Origin of the sequence: Fuerstiella sp. (assembly GCA_022447225.1) — a bacterium.
In the GTDB taxonomy this organism is placed as follows: domain Bacteria; phylum Planctomycetota; class Planctomycetia; order Planctomycetales; family Planctomycetaceae; genus S139-18.
Genome location: JAKVAZ010000009.1, coordinates 209740 through 228842 on the forward strand (window position 1 = coordinate 209740; position 19103 = coordinate 228842).

At 53.1% G+C, this 19103-nt stretch carries 14 protein-coding genes; 10 read left to right on the forward strand and 4 right to left on the reverse strand.

Annotation, left to right across the window (positions count from 1 at the left end):
* Positions 1-405 precede the first annotated feature (405 nt).
* From MK110_11575 to MK110_11585, 3 genes are all read right to left on the reverse strand, one after another.
* Positions 406-2043, reverse strand: coding sequence for a hypothetical protein (locus tag MK110_11575; protein MCH2211934.1), 1638 nt, complete (start codon positions 2041-2043; stop codon positions 406-408).
* Positions 2044-2827: 784 nt separating this feature from the next.
* Positions 2828-3874, reverse strand: a complete 1047-nt coding sequence (locus tag MK110_11580) for a Gfo/Idh/MocA family oxidoreductase (GenBank protein MCH2211935.1) — start codon at positions 3872-3874, stop codon at positions 2828-2830.
* A 122-nt stretch (positions 3875-3996) separates the two neighbouring features.
* The gene (locus MK110_11585; GenBank protein ID MCH2211936.1) at positions 3997-5958 is read right to left on the reverse strand and encodes a molybdopterin-dependent oxidoreductase; all 1962 of its coding nucleotides are present in this window, start codon (positions 5956-5958) and stop codon (positions 3997-3999) included.
* Positions 5959-6078: 120 nt separating this feature from the next.
* On the opposite strand from MK110_11585, the gene MK110_11590 reads away from it, so the two are divergent.
* From MK110_11590 to rpsU, 3 genes are all read left to right on the forward strand, one after another.
* On the forward strand, positions 6079-6927 hold the full coding sequence (locus MK110_11590; protein MCH2211937.1) for a hypothetical protein: 849 nt from the start codon (positions 6079-6081) through the stop codon (positions 6925-6927).
* A gap of 398 nt (positions 6928-7325) precedes the next feature.
* On the forward strand, positions 7326-7901 hold the full coding sequence (locus tag MK110_11595; protein ID MCH2211938.1) for a hypothetical protein: 576 nt from the start codon (positions 7326-7328) through the stop codon (positions 7899-7901).
* 669 nt (positions 7902-8570) lie between these two features.
* Positions 8571-8774: a 30S ribosomal protein S21 gene (rpsU, locus tag MK110_11600; GenBank protein ID MCH2211939.1), complete on the forward strand. Its 204-nt coding sequence runs from the start codon at positions 8571-8573 to the stop codon at positions 8772-8774.
* A gap of 186 nt (positions 8775-8960) precedes the next feature.
* Here the strand turns inward: rpsU and MK110_11605 are convergent, their stop codons facing one another.
* A complete protein-coding gene (locus MK110_11605; protein MCH2211940.1) occupies positions 8961-10337 on the reverse strand; it encodes a sulfatase in 1377 nt (458 codons plus the stop codon).
* 377 nt (positions 10338-10714) lie between these two features.
* On the opposite strand from MK110_11605, the gene gltX reads away from it, so the two are divergent.
* From gltX to MK110_11640, 7 genes are all read left to right on the forward strand, one after another.
* Positions 10715-12295, forward strand: coding sequence for a glutamate--tRNA ligase (gltX, locus tag MK110_11610; protein MCH2211941.1), 1581 nt, complete (start codon positions 10715-10717; stop codon positions 12293-12295).
* 92 nt (positions 12296-12387) lie between these two features.
* Positions 12388-13326 (forward strand): SDR family oxidoreductase, encoded by a 939-nt coding sequence (locus MK110_11615; GenBank protein MCH2211942.1) that lies wholly within the window; start codon positions 12388-12390, stop codon positions 13324-13326.
* 107 nt (positions 13327-13433) lie between these two features.
* Positions 13434-14420, forward strand: a complete 987-nt coding sequence (locus tag MK110_11620; protein MCH2211943.1) for an NAD-dependent epimerase — start codon at positions 13434-13436, stop codon at positions 14418-14420.
* Positions 14421-14467: 47 nt separating this feature from the next.
* Positions 14468-15133 (forward strand): class I SAM-dependent methyltransferase, encoded by a 666-nt coding sequence (locus MK110_11625; GenBank protein MCH2211944.1) that lies wholly within the window; start codon positions 14468-14470, stop codon positions 15131-15133.
* Positions 15134-15343: 210 nt separating this feature from the next.
* Positions 15344-16966 (forward strand): hypothetical protein, encoded by a 1623-nt coding sequence (locus MK110_11630; protein ID MCH2211945.1) that lies wholly within the window; start codon positions 15344-15346, stop codon positions 16964-16966.
* A 43-nt stretch (positions 16967-17009) separates the two neighbouring features.
* Entirely contained in the window at positions 17010-17921 is a 912-nt protein-coding gene (gene nadC, locus MK110_11635; protein ID MCH2211946.1) for a carboxylating nicotinate-nucleotide diphosphorylase, read from the forward strand.
* Entirely contained in the window at positions 17918-18841 is a 924-nt protein-coding gene (locus MK110_11640) for a sugar phosphate isomerase/epimerase (GenBank protein MCH2211947.1), read from the forward strand. The genes nadC and MK110_11640 overlap by 4 nt, the downstream gene beginning before the upstream one ends.
* Positions 18842-19103: the final 262 nt, after the last annotated feature.

The following is a 19103-nucleotide window of genomic DNA, read 5'->3' on the forward strand; positions in this document are numbered from 1 at the left end:
CGATGTTCGTCAACGCCAGTGGCGTTCCTCACTGCAGAACGTCAACTCGACGCAGCATTGAAGGCTTTCGAACTGCCGGTCATGGGCCACCCGGCGTGCCGGTTCGAAGTGCCTGAATCCATCCCGCGGATTCACCGCGAGTGATTCCACGTCATGGCAGCTCACACATCATTCCGCTGTCGGAACGAAACGAGCCGACAGGGCGTTATTTTCGTTGTTACCCTGATCGTCATATCGATACGACTCTCAGGTGGGCAGCGAAGTTTGGACCGGTGACCAACGATCGCCACATGTCCGGCAATCGTCATCTGACGGCCCCGAATTACGCCCCCGGGCAACAGGCAAACGACGTCGTGGAATCACACCTGATACGAATCGGGTCGGAGAACAAACTTTGTAACAGGATCAGCGATTTCGAAACCGTCTGATCGCATCAGATGTCACTCCGGATTCGTCTGCGCGAATATCGTTGAGCCGCTGGCAGTTATTCAGATGCTGCAATCCTTGTTCCGTGACTGCCGTCTTTCCGATCCCCAGTGATCGAAGTTTGGTCAGTCCTGACAGTTGGGCCATCCCTGCATCGGTGATCTGTGTGCCGTTTAGATACAGCGTGCTGAGTTGAGAAATCGTTCCAAGACGCTTTAGAGCAGCGTCGGTAATTCCGGTGTTTGAGAGCCAGACACTGTTGAGCTTTGGAAATAAAGTCAGGTGGTCAACAGCCCTGTCCGTGACCGCCGTATTATCGAGAACCAGTTGCTGCAGTTGTGATAGTGGGATCAGAGACTTAATACCCTGACCAGTTATTCGAGTTTTCGCCAGCGATAAACTGGAGATGCTCGTCAGAGAGGTGAGGTATGCAACACCAGCGTCGGACAGCGGTGTTCCATCCAGATTCAGATACGTCAAACTTGTCAGTGAACGCAAATGGGCCACACCGTCGTCGGTTATCTGCTCACAGTCCTTAAGTGACAGTGTCCGCAGACGTTCCAGTTTCGACAGGTGTTCCAGCCCGGCATCGGTCATCCGGCCCGAATCCAGCTGGAGAGAGATCAGATTTCCGAATCGCCTGATAATCTCGAGCCCGTCATTCGACACCTCACACCCGTCCAGTCGCAAACGTTTGAGCTGACTCATGCTCTGAAGGTATTTAAGTCCGTCGGAGGACACCGGATAGCCGAAACCGTATCCGATTTTCAAATCTTCCATCCCGGTAAGTGCATCCAGATGCCGCAACCCCTCTTGTGTTCCATGACCAGAAAGACCAAGTTTTTTCAGTCTGGTAAGTGCAGCCAGATGTGATTGTCCTGAATTGCCGATGTTGGTGCCGAACAAGTTGACCTCTTCAAGCTCCGTGAGATTCTTTAAATGGCGTGCACCATCGTCGCTGACATCGTCACATAAACTGAGATCCAGTTTTCGAAGTGAGGTCAGCCCCGCCACGTGCCTGAGAGATTCGTCGGAAGTCGAAAACGAGGGCATGTCCAATTGAACGATCTGTTCCTGATCGTTCAATTGGAATTTCGCCCCGATTTTCTCCAGAGCCGATTTCCAGTCGCCGTTGTTTTCCTCGAGCGCCGGTCCAAGTTGGTCGGGTGAAGGAGCATCGAAGGAACCAGGCTCGGATTTGTGCCGTGGCAGGAAAGGCTTGTGATCTTTTTCCAGGTAAATCACTCGAATCGTGCGATTTTCGATACGAGAGATCTTTCCGAACGAAAGCTGTTTGGCCACCTCGTGTGGTTCACCGAGTGCTGAAGAGGTGAACGTCACGGAGTTTCCGCTTCCGCTGAAGACCCATTCAGCGGAATTCATCTTGAGGAGCAGCGACTTCAAGGCCTCTTCTATGAACTCTCGATCTGGTTTGCGATACACTCCAACAATCTCGATCTCAACACCGGCTGGATCTTTGGTCTCGACATCGGCTATCCCCTCGTCAGGAAGTGTTTCCGTAATTTGAGTTTTGTCAGCTAATTGTTGCCTTTCGGTATCACAGCTGATGAGAAGTAGCAGGACCGAAAGACAAGCAATGTATTGTCGTGTCATCATAACGGCTGCTCCTGTTTGTGTTGGCTTGTGTTTAACCGGCCCCGGGGGAACCTCGACGCGCAAAACACTCCGTCCCAATCATTTCCGAACCAGTCCTCAGTGTCCTTACCCGCACCCCGGCGTTGAACCAACCAGATCAGAACCACGCCTGCCGACAAAGTGGTACTCGAGAACAACGGCTTTGGCAGGTCACCGTGGCTGACGGGACAATTGGCTCCGTGTTCGCGGGAATCCTGCCACATACGGCACACATCATGACTCCCCCTAAAGGCAGAAACACGAGCGACTATGTTTGCGAAGTCGAATGACTGATCGACAACGACGCGCGGGCCATGTTTAAGTCCTGCGCGATAGAAGGTCCATGTCCGCGTACTCCCCGGCTAGGATATTATCTGGCTGATCTTCGGACAAACAATGAGGTAACTCAGGGCCTGCGGGCAAGGTACGAAGAGTCCCGCAGACCGACCTGTCGCTCACTAAGTGTATTCACTGCACAAACTCGTCCCTGCGACATGACGGCATGCCTCAAAGACCGACGACATGTCAAAAACGTCGCATCGACTCCGGCTCTTCCGGGTTCCACTGCAGGGCACCTTCCGGAAACACGGGCTCCAACAAACGTCACCGAATATTTGTGTTTTTAACGGTTTGCTGTTTCGAATAGTGAACCGCATTCGTGTCTGCGGACGCGCGGTGAGCTGCCGGACTAAAACACCGCAGCAACGGCAACACAGCCGGAATCGCGGTCACTGCCGTGACAACCCACGGCCCCGCTGCTTCGGATTCATGGTCCTGTCGGTAACTGAACGGCCTGTCCCACCTCAGCACTGCGTGCAACGGCTTCGGTGAATTCCATGTATCGTACACCTGTAGCAAAGTCAGTAAATTCGATTACCCCATTGCCACGAATCGCGTCGATAAACTCTTCTTCAACCCGCCAGCTCCCCTGTTTTTCTGCAGGAACAGAAATTTCCCGAAGCTCACTGTCACCTGCGCGCGCACCCAGCAACTGATCATCCGGGTTGCAGACACAATGCAGCGTTCCCTCACTGCCAAAGATCCGAATCTGCATGGGTGGTGCGTGATGCATTGCGCCGCTGAGATGATAGATTCCCCGGGCACCTCCAGGCAGTTCCGTCAGGACATGCACACTGTCCGGAGTGCTCACGTCAACGGAGTCACCAGTGGAAGCATCAGTCCGCTTTGACGTGTAGATCTGCGTCTGCGCGAGGACCCGGACCGGATCAGGAACCCAGCGAACCAGTGTTTCATGCAGAATCCCCATGGCAAGCATATTGAGACCGCTGAGTTCTTTCGACTGACGCCAGTGCAGGGGAGTCGTCGGATCCATGAGACTGTTGTTGCACCCCAGAACAACAACTTCCCGCAACTCACCTACATAACCGTCCTGAATCAATTCCTGAACAACCCGATGAACCTCAAGACCAAACGGACTGGGTACAATTTGAGTGACCAGCTCAGTATTCTTTTGACTGGCCTCAAACATGCGTCGAGCTTCATTGGCATCACGAGCCATTCGTGCTTCCACGAGGACATGTTTTCCGGCCTGTAGTGCCGCAATGGTGATCTCACAGTGCAGATAAGGCCAGGTGCCAATGACGACAGCATCGATATCGTCGTCGTTGACGAGTTCCTGCCACGTGTCGAACGTTCGGGGTATCCCGTACTCCCCGGCAGCCTGTTGAGTCGATTCCGGCCGACGGTTACAAACGCTGACAATCTCGACACTGTCGCACGCACGTAACCCAGGAACATGTCGCAAACGAGTGTTGGCCCCAAGCCCCACAATTCCCACGCGAATTGTTTTCATTATTCTGTCCTTCGGTACTGAATGTTGTAGTCAACTGTCGAGACCATAGTCTGGTGTCAAACGGTGCTCAGGTCAAAATGGTCGGTGCCCCGCGTTCAGCGCCGGACACACAACAGGTTCAATCACCTGTCGTTAAGGCTTGACGGCGGCACCGACCGCGAAATTGTAACCGGTGTGTCATAATAGACAGCGCACTGCCCGTCATCAGTTGCTTCGGCCGCAATCAGTGCATTAGCACTGCGGCCGGAAGAATACCAGCCGCCCTTTTCCATCAGAATGACATCCCGTCGCTGACGATCATCAAAATGCAACCGCACCTGCATTCGGCCACGTTTCGTTGTCAGTGTCACCTGGTCGCCGTCTGCAAAATCGGGAGCCGTCGATGGATGAACAACCGCAATTGCCGGTCCGATTTGCGTCTCGGCCGGCCATTGTGACGCCTGAGATTTTCCAGTCGACAATGCTGTCAGCTTCGGTCGGGACTCCATTGGACGGTTTGTCATGTCCGAATGCAGTTCATGGATCAGGTTGATGTTTCCCGTCGAAGTATTGAATTTTCGATCATCAAACAGTACGTCACTTGTGAACGGATTTCTGACAGCGCCCTTTCCAAAGTCGTCCATGGCGACTCCGGCTCCGCTGAGTTTCGTGAACAGTCGCCGTTTCCAGACCCCGGCATCCACATCGAAATCGTCCGAAATTCCCATGCGACGTGAAAGCTCCCGAAAGATTTCGTGATCACTCAGGACGCCTTCGGGTGGTTCCACAACCGGATTCACTTCGGCAAGATAATGATGACCGTACGATCCAATCAGATCGTCTTCCTCCAGAAAGGTGGTCGTTGGCAGCACCAGATCGGCGCAGCGGGCGGTGTCGGTCAGAAACGGATCCACCACAACCGTGAATTCACGCGTCCGCAGCGCTTCGGCCACCATCGCCGAATCCGGCAACATGGCGACCGGATTCGCGGCCCAGATCCAGGCCATTCGAACGGCCGGCTCACTGGCCGAAAGAATCCCACTGCCCAACATCGGTTCCGGAATAGTACGAGGCGCAGCATGCGGATTTGAAAAACTCAGATCAAACGCATCTCTGCGGACGAAGTAGAACGATGATCCGCCGCCGGCAATTCCGATATTTCCTGAAACAGCGGCCAAAGCATCAATTGCTCGAACAGTGGCAGCACCGTGTCTGCGTCTCTGCAGCCCCCATCCGATCATACTGCATGTGGGGCCGGCGGCATACGCCCGGGCCAGCGTCTCAAGTTCTTTCAAACTCAGGTCGGCAACGGCGGCCCACTCTTCGAGTGACTTTTTGTGTGTGAGTGTCCGAAATTCATGGACATTATCGCAATAGTCACTGATAGACGTATCAATAGCATTGTGTTCAAACAGCCAGCGGGCGATCCCCATGGCAATGGCCGCGTCAGAACCAGGTGCCGGCTGAACGTAATAGTCCGCAATGGATGTCGTTTGATGACAAACCGGGTCGATCAAAACAATTTTGGCCCCATTCGCACGGGCAGCTTTCAGTTCCGGAATCAAATGAATACTGCTCACAAAGACGTTCTTACCCCACAAAAATATGGTCTTCGACCTGTGAAAGTCGAGAACGTCACTGCTGTCGCATTTCCCAAAGTCCGTCCGTTGAGCAGCATCTCCGGCGCCCGCGCAAACGTCACCGCTCTTTATTGTGACCGGACCGAACCTCTCAAAGAAGTAGTCACCCACGTGTTTCATGATCCCCAGAGAACCACCACAGCGATACTGGAGAATTGACTCAGCTCCGGACTCCTGGCGGTAACGCAGCATTCGTTCGGCAATCATGTCAAAAGCGACATCCCAGGAAATCTCTTCGGGATCTGCACTTTTGGAACGGCGCAGCAGAGGCCGCTTCAGACGTTGGGGAGAGTTTTGTTGATCGGTGTAGCGAGTCGTACGCCCGCAGATATACCCCTGAGTCACCGGGTGATCCGGATCTCCCTGCAGACGAACGACCCTTCCATCATCAACGGTCACGATCAGTCCGCACGCATCCGGACAGTCACGGGGACACGCGGTCTTTTTCTGAATCGTATTTTGCATCTTGGCAGATTAATGCTACTGATACGGCTGTGAAAGCCGCTGCGGAATGTGCACTGTCAATTTATTCGATTGACTGATTCAGGCACCGCCCCACTCCCTCAGTCAACAACCAAAACTTTTATGACCACACCATCCAGCGATGACGAACCACGCCGCAGGTACTGGACTGAGCAACTGGAGGCCGGGTATGAGCTGGTTCAGCAGCTGATCTCGTTTCCTGTCATTGAATGCGGGGAAGGATTCGGCTGTCTCCGTGCCGCCGCCCAATCAGCCGACGTCGAAATGTGGTTTGCTGAATCTCAGATCGGAAGAAATCTGGGTCGCGTCTTTTCAATCCGGAAATCTTTGGTGGAGGATGTGATTGCCATTGGTCAGGAAATGAATCGTCGAGGTTGGGTCCTGAAAATAGAAGATGGTTATCGGACCCTGGAAATGCAGACCGTGCTGGGCCGCGTCCCTCAGGTTTTCGATGCCATTCTGCAAAAGTGTATCTGGGAGTGCCGCGGTGAGATTCCGTCCGTCGAATTCGTATTTCGTCGGGCAATGGTGCTGACGGCCAACATTCCCAAAACCGGAACCCACTTATCGGGTTCGGCCATCGATATTTCAGTCTTTGAAAGAGATAACGGTCGTGAGGTGTGGCGAGGAGGCCCCTATCCGGAGATGAGCGAACTCACCCCCATGCGTTCGCCGTTTGTCACCGATTCGGAACTAAAAACTCGTCTAACAATTACTGCAATCATGGAATCCCGCGGATTCATGCACTACCCGTTTGAATACTGGCACTACAACAAAGGAGATGCCGCTGCCCATATCCTGACCGGCAATTCCCGGCCTGCCCGCTACGGCCCTGTTAACTGGGATCCGAACACAAACACAGTCACCGCGGTCTCCGATCCAATGCAGCCCCTGCATCCCCTCGCTGCCATCGATGTCGAAATCAAAGCGGCGATGGATCGTTTAAATTGACGATCCATTGAGATCACGAACTCCGTATCCGGCCGGCACTTTTGATACCGAATCGATCGGGACACACTTCGACCTTCCGGATTGCCAGAGCACGTTGCAACTGTTCGGCAGTGGTTCATCCGGTCAGACCAATACTCGTTTTCTGCATCGCCCGCCGCTCAACAGGGGCAGGTGATGCACCTCGGGACAATCGAGCGGTATGACTTTTGAACGACCGTGCAGCTGCAGTCAGACCAGACGAGAATTCCGCCCAGACGACAGTGCTTCGGGCCCACCCGCTGCTTAGCTTTCGTTTCCGCGCCCCGCGGCAGCCCCGACACACGTTTGGCGCAACACGCTTTCCGGTTAGGATGGACAGATCAAAGAGCCAACGACTTCCCTATCGGCTGGACAGACTAATGAAAACCTTCAAAGAACTTTGTACGTATTTTCAGGACATCGGCGCAAACGACGTTGCACATACTTCCAAGGGGTATCTTGCCCATGCCATCGGTGTCTACAACGATCTTAAGAAATGGGGCTGGAATGAAGAGCTGGCAAATACCGGACTGTTTCATTCCATTTACGGGACTCAGTTATTTCAGGGATTTGCGCTTCCCGTGGAAAAACGCGACGAAATCCGCGAACTGATCGGTGAGCAGGCAGAATTTGTGTCTTATCTGAACTGCGCGATGGACCGCCCCCATTTTGACCAGGAGGTGCTAAAATCGGCAGGACCTTATCAGATTCTTGATCGATTCTCCGATCAGCTGATCGACGTCACGGATGAAGATTTCAACCTGCTGTGCACACTGCATCTGTGTGACTGGCTCGAACAGGTTGCCCGTTCGAACGGATGGGACTATCGTCGCAAAGCACTTCGCCAACTGGCTGAAAGAGAAGGCGGAATTGGCCTGCGGCAATATGACGCTGTGTTCGCTGACGCACCGGAGCAGACGTGGTTTGATGAGTACGCGTATCCGGCTGATGTTTGAGATGACTGGTATTGAAGTTACCCGCAAATCTGCCAGTTCCCGAAAGTTGAAGAACAGATTTTCAGCTCGCGCGACCCTACTGAAAACCAAACGAACTTCACAGCGAGACAGCTGCAATGCTCGTTTTCGGAGCTGGCACAGCGACATCTCCGGTAACGCGGTCCCCAACCGTGATCCGTAAACGGAGGTTGAACGTCAATGACTTTCGGAGTCCTAATGTAATGACCCAGACCGGCACTGTTTTCTCTGACATTGGGTATCTGAAACATGAATTGCCCCGGCAAAGCTCCGCTTGCTGTATTCAGCCGATCCCTGCACGTGCATACCTGTGCCGACAAAACAGCCCGACGCTCAAAAACATGACGGTCCACGAAACGTTTCACAGCTGCGGTGGTGGCGCAGAATACTGATGGTCTGTCGTTCGGGCCCGAATGGAATCATCTGCCGTCGGCCCCCGCAACGAAGTGTAAAAATCATGATGATTGTCAAATGAGCGACCAATGCGATTCAAACCGCCGAGCCAGACCGCAGAATTTCGTCTTTCGACAGGACATTGCAGTATACGGGTTGGCGACTTGCTGACAGCAGGTTACACTGGTGTGCTGTTTTTCTGAGTCCGGCGTATTATTAATACTGCGCTGTTTACTTTCAAACACTGGAGGCTTTTGGGTGGTTAAGCTGCGTTTGCGCGACAATGAAAATGTAAATGATGCTGTTAAGCGGTTTCGGAAGCTGGTTGAACACGCCGGAATCAAGAAGGAAATGCGCAAGCGCGAATTCTTCGAAAAGCCCAGTGATGAGGCCCGCCGTAATCGTCGTCGCGCACAAATGCGTGCTCGAAGAGCTCAGACGCAGCCTGTGATCGGTCGTTGATCGGAGCTTGCCACCTAAGTCAGGATCAGAAAACTCCGACCGGCAGATGCCCGTTCTAAATGGGTAAACTCCGATTGTGTATTCCGGCTGCTGATTCGTTTTAACGAAATCAGTCACAGCTCTCCTGCTGGTCAGACGAAAATCAACACAACCAATGTGCACCAAATCTGGTAACCGTGACGGGAGTCAGGGCGTGGTTCGAACACTTCCCTCGTCTACCTTCCACCAGTTTGCAATTTTTTCGGCCAGTCCGGCTACGAGTTGTGGATGATCAGCAGCGACGTTGTTTTCTTCATGCGGATCAGCATGAAGATCGAACAGTTCCGGACCGCGGGCAGTCTGTTCATGAACCGCCCGGTAGCGAGTCACTTTCCCGTCGTACCTGAGGATCAATTTCCACCTGTTCTGAATGACCCAGCGATAGAGGAGGGTCTCCTGCAGGTTACCCGGATCGACAATATCGTGAGCAAATCCCTCTCCAAAGATCTTATCACGCTTCAGTAGTTGTGATTCGGTAACGAGAGGCAACAGACTGATTCCTGACATTGACGGAAGGGTTTCCATACCGGCAGCGGCCAGCATAGTCGGGACCAGGTCGAGACTGCTCACCAATTCAGGACGTTCAGCAGGTTCGATCATGCCAGGCCAGCACAGCATCACCGGTGTACGGATTCCGCCCTCATTCGGTGACTGTTTCGACCTGGGTGCAAAGTGGGTTTTCCATCCATCCGGAACGTGTGTATGTGGAGTTCGCTGAATCCAGCCGTTGTCGGTGACGTAAATGATCAATGTGCGTTCTGTGATTCCCTGAAGCTGAATATGATCAACCAGTTCGCCACAGGTTTCATCAAACCATTCGCACATGGCGAAATACCTGGACAGCTCGATCGGACGATTCGAAGCACGATATTTTTCCAGAAATCGCTCGGGTGGATTGTGTGGTTCATGGGGAAGAAACGGTGCATACCAGACAAAAAACGGAGTTTGTTCTGCCACCGATTCATCAATAAAATCCAGTACCGGCGAGAGTCCCTGCCGCCCGATTTCCAGTCCATCATCACCATGCCGCCCGCCGGGCCGGGGAAATCCACGCGTCATTCCGTGAGTAAAACCGCCCCGACGAAAGTTGCCTTCCCACCATTTCCCGCTTTGATGACTGCGATATCCGGATTCTCTGAGCAATCGGGGTAATGTTGGAACGCGATCGATTTTGGAAATCAGGTCCGCTCGTAACTGATTGAACTCCTTCGGAGTCGCGGACTGCAGGCGGACCGGGTCGTTACCGGTAATCCCGTGGCGATGGGCATACAGTCCCGTCGCCAGTGTTGCCAGAGAAGGCCTGCACAATGCAGTGGGAACATAGCCTCGTCGAAACAACGCACTGCGTGATGCCAACCGATCCAGATGCGGAGTACGGATCGTGGGGTGCCCCATAAATCCATAGTCCGTCCATGCCTGGTCATCGCTGATGATCAACACGATATTTGGTGGCGTTGCACTGACCGATCCCGAAACAGGCACAGTCATAAAACTACACAGCAACAAGGGAACGACATAGCTCATTATTCATAACTCCAGCAGCAGACTCTCAACAAACCGCCTTTTGAAGAACAAACCCCACGGTGTCGATCTATCGCCCCATACCGCCGAGCCGGATGACGGATGTCGAGACCCGTGCAGACCCGTCACACGGTTGAAAAATCACCTGTGAATCACTGAACCCGATCGATATGCCGGCTAATACCGACCTTTTCCCGGTACGGGGATCCCTGCCGAAACCCACCTGGCTGTTGTTTCCGAACAGCATCGCCGAAATCCCTTCACAATTCCTGCCTGCCACAGATTGCAGCCTGATTTGAGACCACTACGATTCGACATCCAGGATCGAAGGAAAGCAGACTGAAAATATCAGCACAACGTGTGTTCGGGGACACCAACCAATGACCGTAAGAACTCGTTTCGCCCCAAGTCCTACAGGTTACATGCACATCGGCGGCATGAGAACCGCTCTGTTCAACTGGCTCTGGGCACGCCGCAATAATGGTCAGTTCATCCTGCGGATCGACGACACAGATCAGCAACGAAACGTTGAAGAAGCACTGGGACCGATTCTGGAAGCTTTTCGCTGGCTGGGGCTGGACTGGGATGAGGGTCCGGAAACGGGCGGTGACTGTGGGCCGTACTTTCAGTCTCAACGACGTGAACAGTATGACGCGGCTAAAAACAAGCTGCTGGCAACTCAAAATGCATATCTGGATTTTGAATCACCGGACGCAACCCGACAGCAGCGTGAGACTGCTGAACGCGAGAAAAGGCAGTATGTCAGCAGTCGGGCTTCACTGAATCTCTCAGCCGAAGAAATCCAGGCACGCCAAACTGCCGGAGATCCACATGTTGTGCGATTTCTGGTGCCCAGAAACAGAACGGTAAGTATCAAGGATCTTGTTCGTGGTGAAGTGGAATGGGACTGCTCACTAATGGTTGATCCTGTGATTGCCAGAAATGACGGCAGTCCGCTATACAATTTTGCCACCGTTGTCGACGACGCAGCCATGAACATCAGCCATGTCATTCGTGCTGAAGAACATCTGTCCAATACCCCATTCCAGGTTCTGATCCACGAGGCGTTCGGCAACACCACACCGGTTTTTGCTCACATTCCATTTGTTGCAGCACCGGCATCGAAAAAGAAACTGAGTAAGCGTGATGTCGGAAAGTACCGTCAGCAAAAGGAATTTCGCAGGCTTTTCGAACTCGGAGATCAGGTCCTGACACGCATTGACCGCGACGCAGGTGAAGACGGATTGTCCCCGGTGATGGTCGCCTTTTACCGAGAAGTTGGTTTTCTGGCATCCGGCCTGCTGAATGCTTTAGTGCGGCTGGGCTGGTCTCTCGACGACGAAACTGAAATCTTCTCGACCGCTGAGATGCAGAATCACTTCAGCCTGCACAGAGTCGTCAGAGGTTCGGCCGGCCTGGACCCGGACAAGCTGATGAGTTACCAGACACACTGGATGTCAGCACTGTCAGAGGAGGAACGTCTGCGGGGGTGTCTGAGATTTCTGGAAAAGGCGGAATTGATTCAGCCGGATGCTGACGAAAATACGCGGGAACGCGTCAGACGTGTGATGGAGTTGGCAGGCGATCGCATACGCGTTTTTGGAGATATCCTTTCACTCGATGAATTCTTTGTTGAAGACGACCAACTGAAATTCGACGAGAGGAACTTCCAAAAACGCGTTGTGGCCCGGGAACAGACGACTGACCTGCTCAGAAAGCTGCGTAACGAGTTCTCTGCCGGTACACCTTTCCTCAGGGCATCCCTCCACGATCTGGTCCAGGAATTCGTAAAGACACAGGAAATCGGTTTTGGTGCCATCGCAGCGCCGCTGCGTCTGTGTGTTACCGGAAAAGGGCAGGGCGCAGATCTGTTTGGAACACTGGAACTACTGGGTCAGGCAGCCTGTCTGCATCGAATTGACCGGGCGATTGGAATCGCAGAAGCAATGCGTTCTGAGTGATGGTTCGTCAGGATCATCAACCCGAATTTCTCTCCGACAGCAACGTGCTATCATTCGCACTGTGATTTTTTTTAACGACCGGGGTCAAAAACATGTCGACAGTGCTGGTCACTGGTGGTGCCGGTTTTCTGGGAAGTCACCTCTGCGATCGCCTCATCGAACGTGGCGATGAAGTCATCTGCCTGGACAATTTCTTTACGGGCAAACGGCGAAACATTCGGCACCTCATCGGTCACCCCGATTTTGAGGTCATCCGACACGATATTGTGCACCCGGTTTTCCTGGAAGTGGACCGTATTTTCAATCTGGCATGTCCCGCGTCTCCGGAGGCCTATCAATTCAACCCAATTAAGACGATCAAAACGTCCACGGTCGGAATGGTCAATATCATGGGACTGGCCAAACGATGTCAGGCCCGTGTGCTGCATGCTTCGACATCGGAGGTTTATGGTGATCCTCAGATCCACCCTCAAACGGAAGAGTACTGGGGACACGTGAATCCGATCGGACCCCGCAGCTGTTATGACGAAGGGAAACGAATTGCGGAGTCTCTGCTGATGAATTATCACCAGTCACACGGCACAGAAATCCGCATCGTTCGGATCTTCAATACTTACGGCCCCCGCATGGATCCGAATGACGGACGCGTCATTTCCAATTTCATCCGGCAGGCGTTAGTCGGGGATGATGTCACCATTTACGGAGATGGGAAGCAGACCCGTTCATTCTGTTATTGTGATGATCTGATTGAAGGCATGCTGCGTATGATGGATCAGGATCAGCATATCGGCCCGGTTAACATTGGTAACCCGATCGAAAACACAATGCTCGAACTGGCACAGGCCGTCATTGCTGCTACCGGCAGTTCGTCAAAGATCACGCACCATCCACTTCCCGAAGACGACCCACAACAACGTTGTCCAGACATTGGTCGAGCTCAAAGATGGCTGGACTGGCAACCTGGTGTGTCACTCAGCGACGGTCTTGAGCGGACAATTGGCTGGCACAAAAACCTGATCAAATCTCCCTGAACCGACCAGTTTCCGTATTTCCGTATACAGTTCGCCCTAATCTGTGCGTATACCCATGGAACACCAGTTGATCGCTGTTGAATCGTTTCATTGGAGCCCCTCAAAAAATGTCGAAGATTCTGGTCACCGGAGCCGCAGGATTCATTGGAATGCACACGTCCCGTGTATTGCTCGAACGGGGCGATACCGTTGTTGGACTCGACAACCTTAACGATTATTACTCAGTACAGCTCAAGAAGGATCGGCTGGAACTGTTGTCACCGAACCCGAATTTCATATTCACTGAAGCTGCTGTGGAAGACCGGGATGCGATGAGTCGCATCTTTGCAGAACATCAGTTCGACACGGTGATCCATCTGGCTGCCCAGGCGGGTGTGCGTTACTCGCTGGAGAATCCGCATGCTTATGTGGATTCTAATCTGGTTGGTTTTGTGAATATCCTTGAAGAATGCCGTCGGCACAACACCGGTCATCTGGTCTATGCATCTTCCAGTTCCGTCTACGGAGCCAACCCCGGTATTCCATTTCGGGTAAGCGATCGAGTAGATCATCCGCTGAGTTTGTACGCTGCCACAAAAAAATCCAACGAACTCATGGCCCACTGCTACAGTCACCTGTTTGGCCTGCCGGCGACCGGTCTGCGGTTCTTCACGGTCTATGGCCCATGGGGCCGTCCGGACATGGCACTTTGGCTGTTTACTGAGGCGATCACTAACGGCCGTCCGATCAACGTGTTCAATCATGGTAAAATGAAGCGTGATTTCACCTTTGTGGATGACATTGTTGAAGGAGTGGTGCGAATCAGTGATCAGGTTCCGGAACCGGATTCAGACAGCGACTCGTCAGCCCCCTATCGTGTTTACAACATCGGAAACAATCAGCCCGTCGAATTGATGCGGCTGATCAGCTGTGTAGAAGACTGCCTGGGGATTGAGGCCGAAAAAATCATGCTACCCATGCAGCCCGGGGATGTGACAGCGACATTCGCTGATGTGGATAGCCTGCAGGAAGCCGTTGGGTTCCGTCCTTCAACCGCGATTGAAACGGGCGTACGGCGGTTTGTTGAATGGTACCGCGAATATCACCAGGCATAGTCAGGTACGGATATATGGTTCTTCCCCGGACGCAAGAACCGGAAGTGATGGACTCCAGGCAGGAAGCCCAGGAATATGACAGCATGGACCACACTGATGTGAATCAGCGGTTCGTAAATGACTACCTGGCCTATGCCTGCCCCGACGTTGATCAATCCGGAAAAAATGCCGGGCTCATGATTCTGGATCTGGGAACAGGCACGGCGCAGATCCCGATCCATCTCAGCAATCGGCTTACAATTCGTCACACGGTGATGGCCTGCGACCTGTCACCGCGAATGCTGGAAATCGCCCGACGAAACATAGATAAAGCGGGGTGTTTTCACGCAGTGATTCCGATGTTGTGTAATGCCAGACGATTGCCCGTTCCTGATGACTCCTGTCAACAGTTAATTTCCAACAGCATTATCCACCACATTCCGCAACCCGCTGATGTTTTTTCAGAACTCCGTCGGGTTGCTGCTCCGGGTGCCGTTGTTTTCTTTCGGGACCTGCTGCGACCGGGCACAGCAGCAGAGGCTGATCGACTGGTGAACGATTACGCCGGAGCAGCCACACAACACCAGCAGCAGATGTTCAGGGACTCGCTGCATGCTGCACTGACCGTTCCGGAAGTCCGCACAATCCTGCTGCAAACCGGACTTGACCCGAACTGGGTACGTCAATCATCTGATCGACACTGGACGATTGCCGGAAAGATGTCGGTCGTGTAAGCGTTCTGCTGTTCAGAAACCAACCCGGTAAAACCCGGCATCATTGAGTCCTCTCCGTCTCCGGAAGTTGCCGACATCGGTACACTGCACTTACTATCAAGTATTGAGCAATGAGGTTTGCATTTCCGGCATCAACTGCAGCATGATTGTTAAGGTGAATATCTGTCCCGCCTTTTTCCGCGTACACACACACAGAATTTTCGAAAAACTTTGCGAACACAACCACTCGTCATTTCCGGGCTGATCATCGCTGCCACGATTCAGACAATTATCGTCGTCAGTCCGGCAATTCCACTCGGAATCCCCGGCGAATGGGTCTGGCGTCGGCATGAACTTCCGGAACAGCTGGTTTCTGCAGTCTCGCAGTTTTCCCCGGCAGTATTGGGGATCTCGGTTCTGCTGTTCGTGGCTTTCCTCGGTAATCGTCACCTGTTTGGGTACCAGACGCAGTCCCGCAGTGACAGAAATTTTCAGCAACACGGTCCGTCCTGTTCAGTCACAGGACTCCTGTTGTTCGCGCTGGTGTTCGGTACATGGGTCTGGCTCAAAACCGTGGAACGTTGTGCCCCGGCCCCCCACCGCAACCTGAAATCCCTGTGGGTGCTGTATGACCCGGCCTCATCCGGTTATTTTTACGAAGCGAATTTCAGGATCCGTTCAACACCGGAATTCCTGGCGTCCTACACCGAACGCATTCAGGGCGAAGTTCTGCACATGGGAACTCATCCCCCGGGACTCTTCCTGCTGAACCGATGGATCATCCAGTTCTGCCGCGTTTCACCTGGTATTGCAGAACGAATCCGGCCATGGATCAGCCGTGATGATGCCGAAGTATTTCGCAGCACTGAGACCTCGACCTACCTGGCGCGGGAAAACCGGATACTCGACAACGCGGAATTTGTGGCATTGTTCTTAACTTCCGAGCTGACAACGCTTGCGACAGCGTTGACAGTGATCCCCCTGTATTTTCTCATTCGACACTGTTTCGACGCACTGGTCGCCTGGCGTACCGCCTGTCTTTGGGCCACGCTCCCGTGTCTGGTGGTGTTCCTGCCAAAATCGGATGTCCTGTATGCGATGACAGCCCTGTCGGCCATGAGCCTGGGAGTCACTTCACTGTCATCGCATGCAAAGTTACCGTACCGTCTTATGTCTGCGGTTCTCGGCGGACTGATTCTCTGGTTCGGACTCATGCTCAGTCTGGCTCATTTACCGGTTGCCGCCCTGCTTGGTGTGTTGTTCGTTATCCGGTCACTCCGGCAACTTGCCGACAAACAACCAGAGCCCCAAACGGAATTGTCTGTTAACACACTGGCCATAACAGTCCTCGCCGGAACCGCGGTCGCGGCTACAGCTGCATTCACTGTTGCCATGGACTGTAATCTGCTGACGGTATGGAAGACAAATCTGCTAAATCACAGCGGCTTCTACGACCAGTATACTCGCACCGCCTGGAAATGGATGATCGTCAACCCGTTTGAACTGGGGATGGCTGCAGGACTGCCACTTACACTGGCTGCTCTGACCGGATTTGGAATGGGCTGTATCCACACGGACGTCCGTCAGCAGTCCCGCACACTGCCCATCGATCTATCTGTAGCCGTTGTGATCACGATCGGCGCACTCTGGCTGTCAGCACGCAACAGTGGTGAAGCGGCTCGCCTGTGGTGCTTTCTCACTCCATGGCTGCTGATTCCCGCAGCTCATTTGTTTCAGGCAGAATTAAAAAATGACGGAACCGGCGGCCGGCCAGTCATCTGGTGGTCGCTGATGCTGACTCAAATGTTTGTTTGTATTCTGACGTCCGGCCGAGTATCGGGTTTCTCTTTTTAAGATACCCTTCCAATCAAAACCGCAACGACAACCTGAGGATGACATGGCTGTTGATATCGACAAACTTCAAGTCCCTGAAGTGTTGATTGCGCAGGCACTGACAGAAGATCTTCAGGAATCAGGTGACCTCACCAGCGAGGCCACTATTCCTGCATCGTCCACAGCAACGGTCAATGTTGTGTCTCGCGAATTCGGCACACTCAGCGGCTCTGTGCTCATCGGACCAATCTACACGGCACTGGCCGAACGAATAACGTTACCCTCCTGTCATATTCAGCTTTTCATGGAAGAGGGAGATCAACTCGAACCGAATTCAGTGATTGGAAGCGTGACCGGACCGATTCACGCGTTGCTGGCCGGTGAAAGAACGGTACTAAATTTCCTGACTCACCTGAGTGGCATCGCGAGTTTGACAGCGAAATTCGTCGAACTGGTTCGAGGCAGTTCTGCAGACGTCCTGGACACACGAAAGACACTGCCCGGTTACCGATCCCTGCAAAAATACGCTGTGCGCTGTGGCGGAGGATTAAACCACCGCATGGGGCTTTACGACGGTATCCTTATTAAAGATAACCATCTGGCCGCCCGAGGTGACCACAGCCCCGGTGAAACTGTCACGGCAGCACGCAAATTTCTTTCCTGTGGAAACCTGAACCTCCCGGTGGAGGTAGAAGTCGATTCACTTGATCAGCTTCGCGATGTGCTGACGGTCAGTCCGGACATCGTTTTACTCGACAATATGAAAACATCTGAATTGCAGCAGGCGGTCTCAATTCGCGATGCAGTGTCACCACCGACACTGCTTGAGGCATCCGGCGGGGTTACTCTTCAGAACATTGGCTGTATCGCCGGAACAGGTGTCGACCGAATCAGTATTGGGTGCCTTACGCATTCTGCACCGGCACTGGACATTGGCTACGACTGGCCTGAGACAGAATTGAGAATCGACCAGTGAACTGCTCACGACGAACATTCCTGACAACATGCACAGGCGGAACCGCGGGTCTGGCAGCAGCTACGAGTGCCGTTTTTGCAACCGATCCACCAAAGCGAATAACCGATTCACAAATAAAGCTGAGTCTCGCCGCATATAGTTTTGATCGGCTGATGGTTCGGCGAGGAACTCCCGAACAGCTGGCAAAGGCGCAGATGACTCTGGAAACATTCATTGATTTCGCCGCGTCTCAGGGATTGGGAGCGGTGGAATTGACCGGTTACTACTTCCCGCAGATTGTCACCGAAGAATATCTGATCAGTCTCAAACAACGGACACATCGACTGGGGCTTTCAATTTCAGGAACCGCAATCGGCAATGATTTTTGTCTGCCGGACGGGTCCGCCAGAGAGGCTCAGCTCAAAGCGTGCCGTGAATGGATTGACTACGCGGCAATTATGGGTGCCCCCGTGATTCGTATTTTTGCCGGAAAAGTGCCTGCCGGTGACTCAGAAGAAGCAGCCATTGCCCGCTGTGCGTCCGGCATCAATGCGTCGCTCCGCCATGCTGCAAATCGTGGTGTGTTTCTGGCCCTGGAGAACCACGGAGGGATTACCGCAACGTCTCAGCAGATGCTGAAAATCATCGAGCGTATTGACAATTCTGCATGGTTCGGAGTGAATCTTGACAGCGGCAATTTTCATACGAAAGATCCCTGGTCCGATCTTGAAGCGATTGCACCTTATGCCGTGAATGCACAGATCAAGGTCATGATTTCATCAAACGGACAAAAAGTCCCGACAGACATTGACAGAGTTATCCGAATTCTTCGAAACGCCGGTTATCGCGGCTATGCTGCACTGGAGTACGAAGAGAACGAAGATCCATTTAAAGCAATTCCCCGGCATTTACAGACGTTAAGCAATGCGGTCGCCACATGACGGAATCGGGGCTGTCCCGAATGAATACGATTCATCGACGGACGTCATGCCTTTCACTCCGGGCCATCTCGTCCCCTGTTTGCGCCGGGACGGATTTGGTCTACCGTTTCGCCCCGGACAACTGAACAGCCTCAATCAGCAATGACCTGCGGAACCGGATGCCGCTGCAACAATTCACTCGGTCACCGGTTTCGTGAACATTGCACAAATCGCATTCTTTGTGGCCATCCGATATTGCCGATGCTTTGCACACTCACGTTTC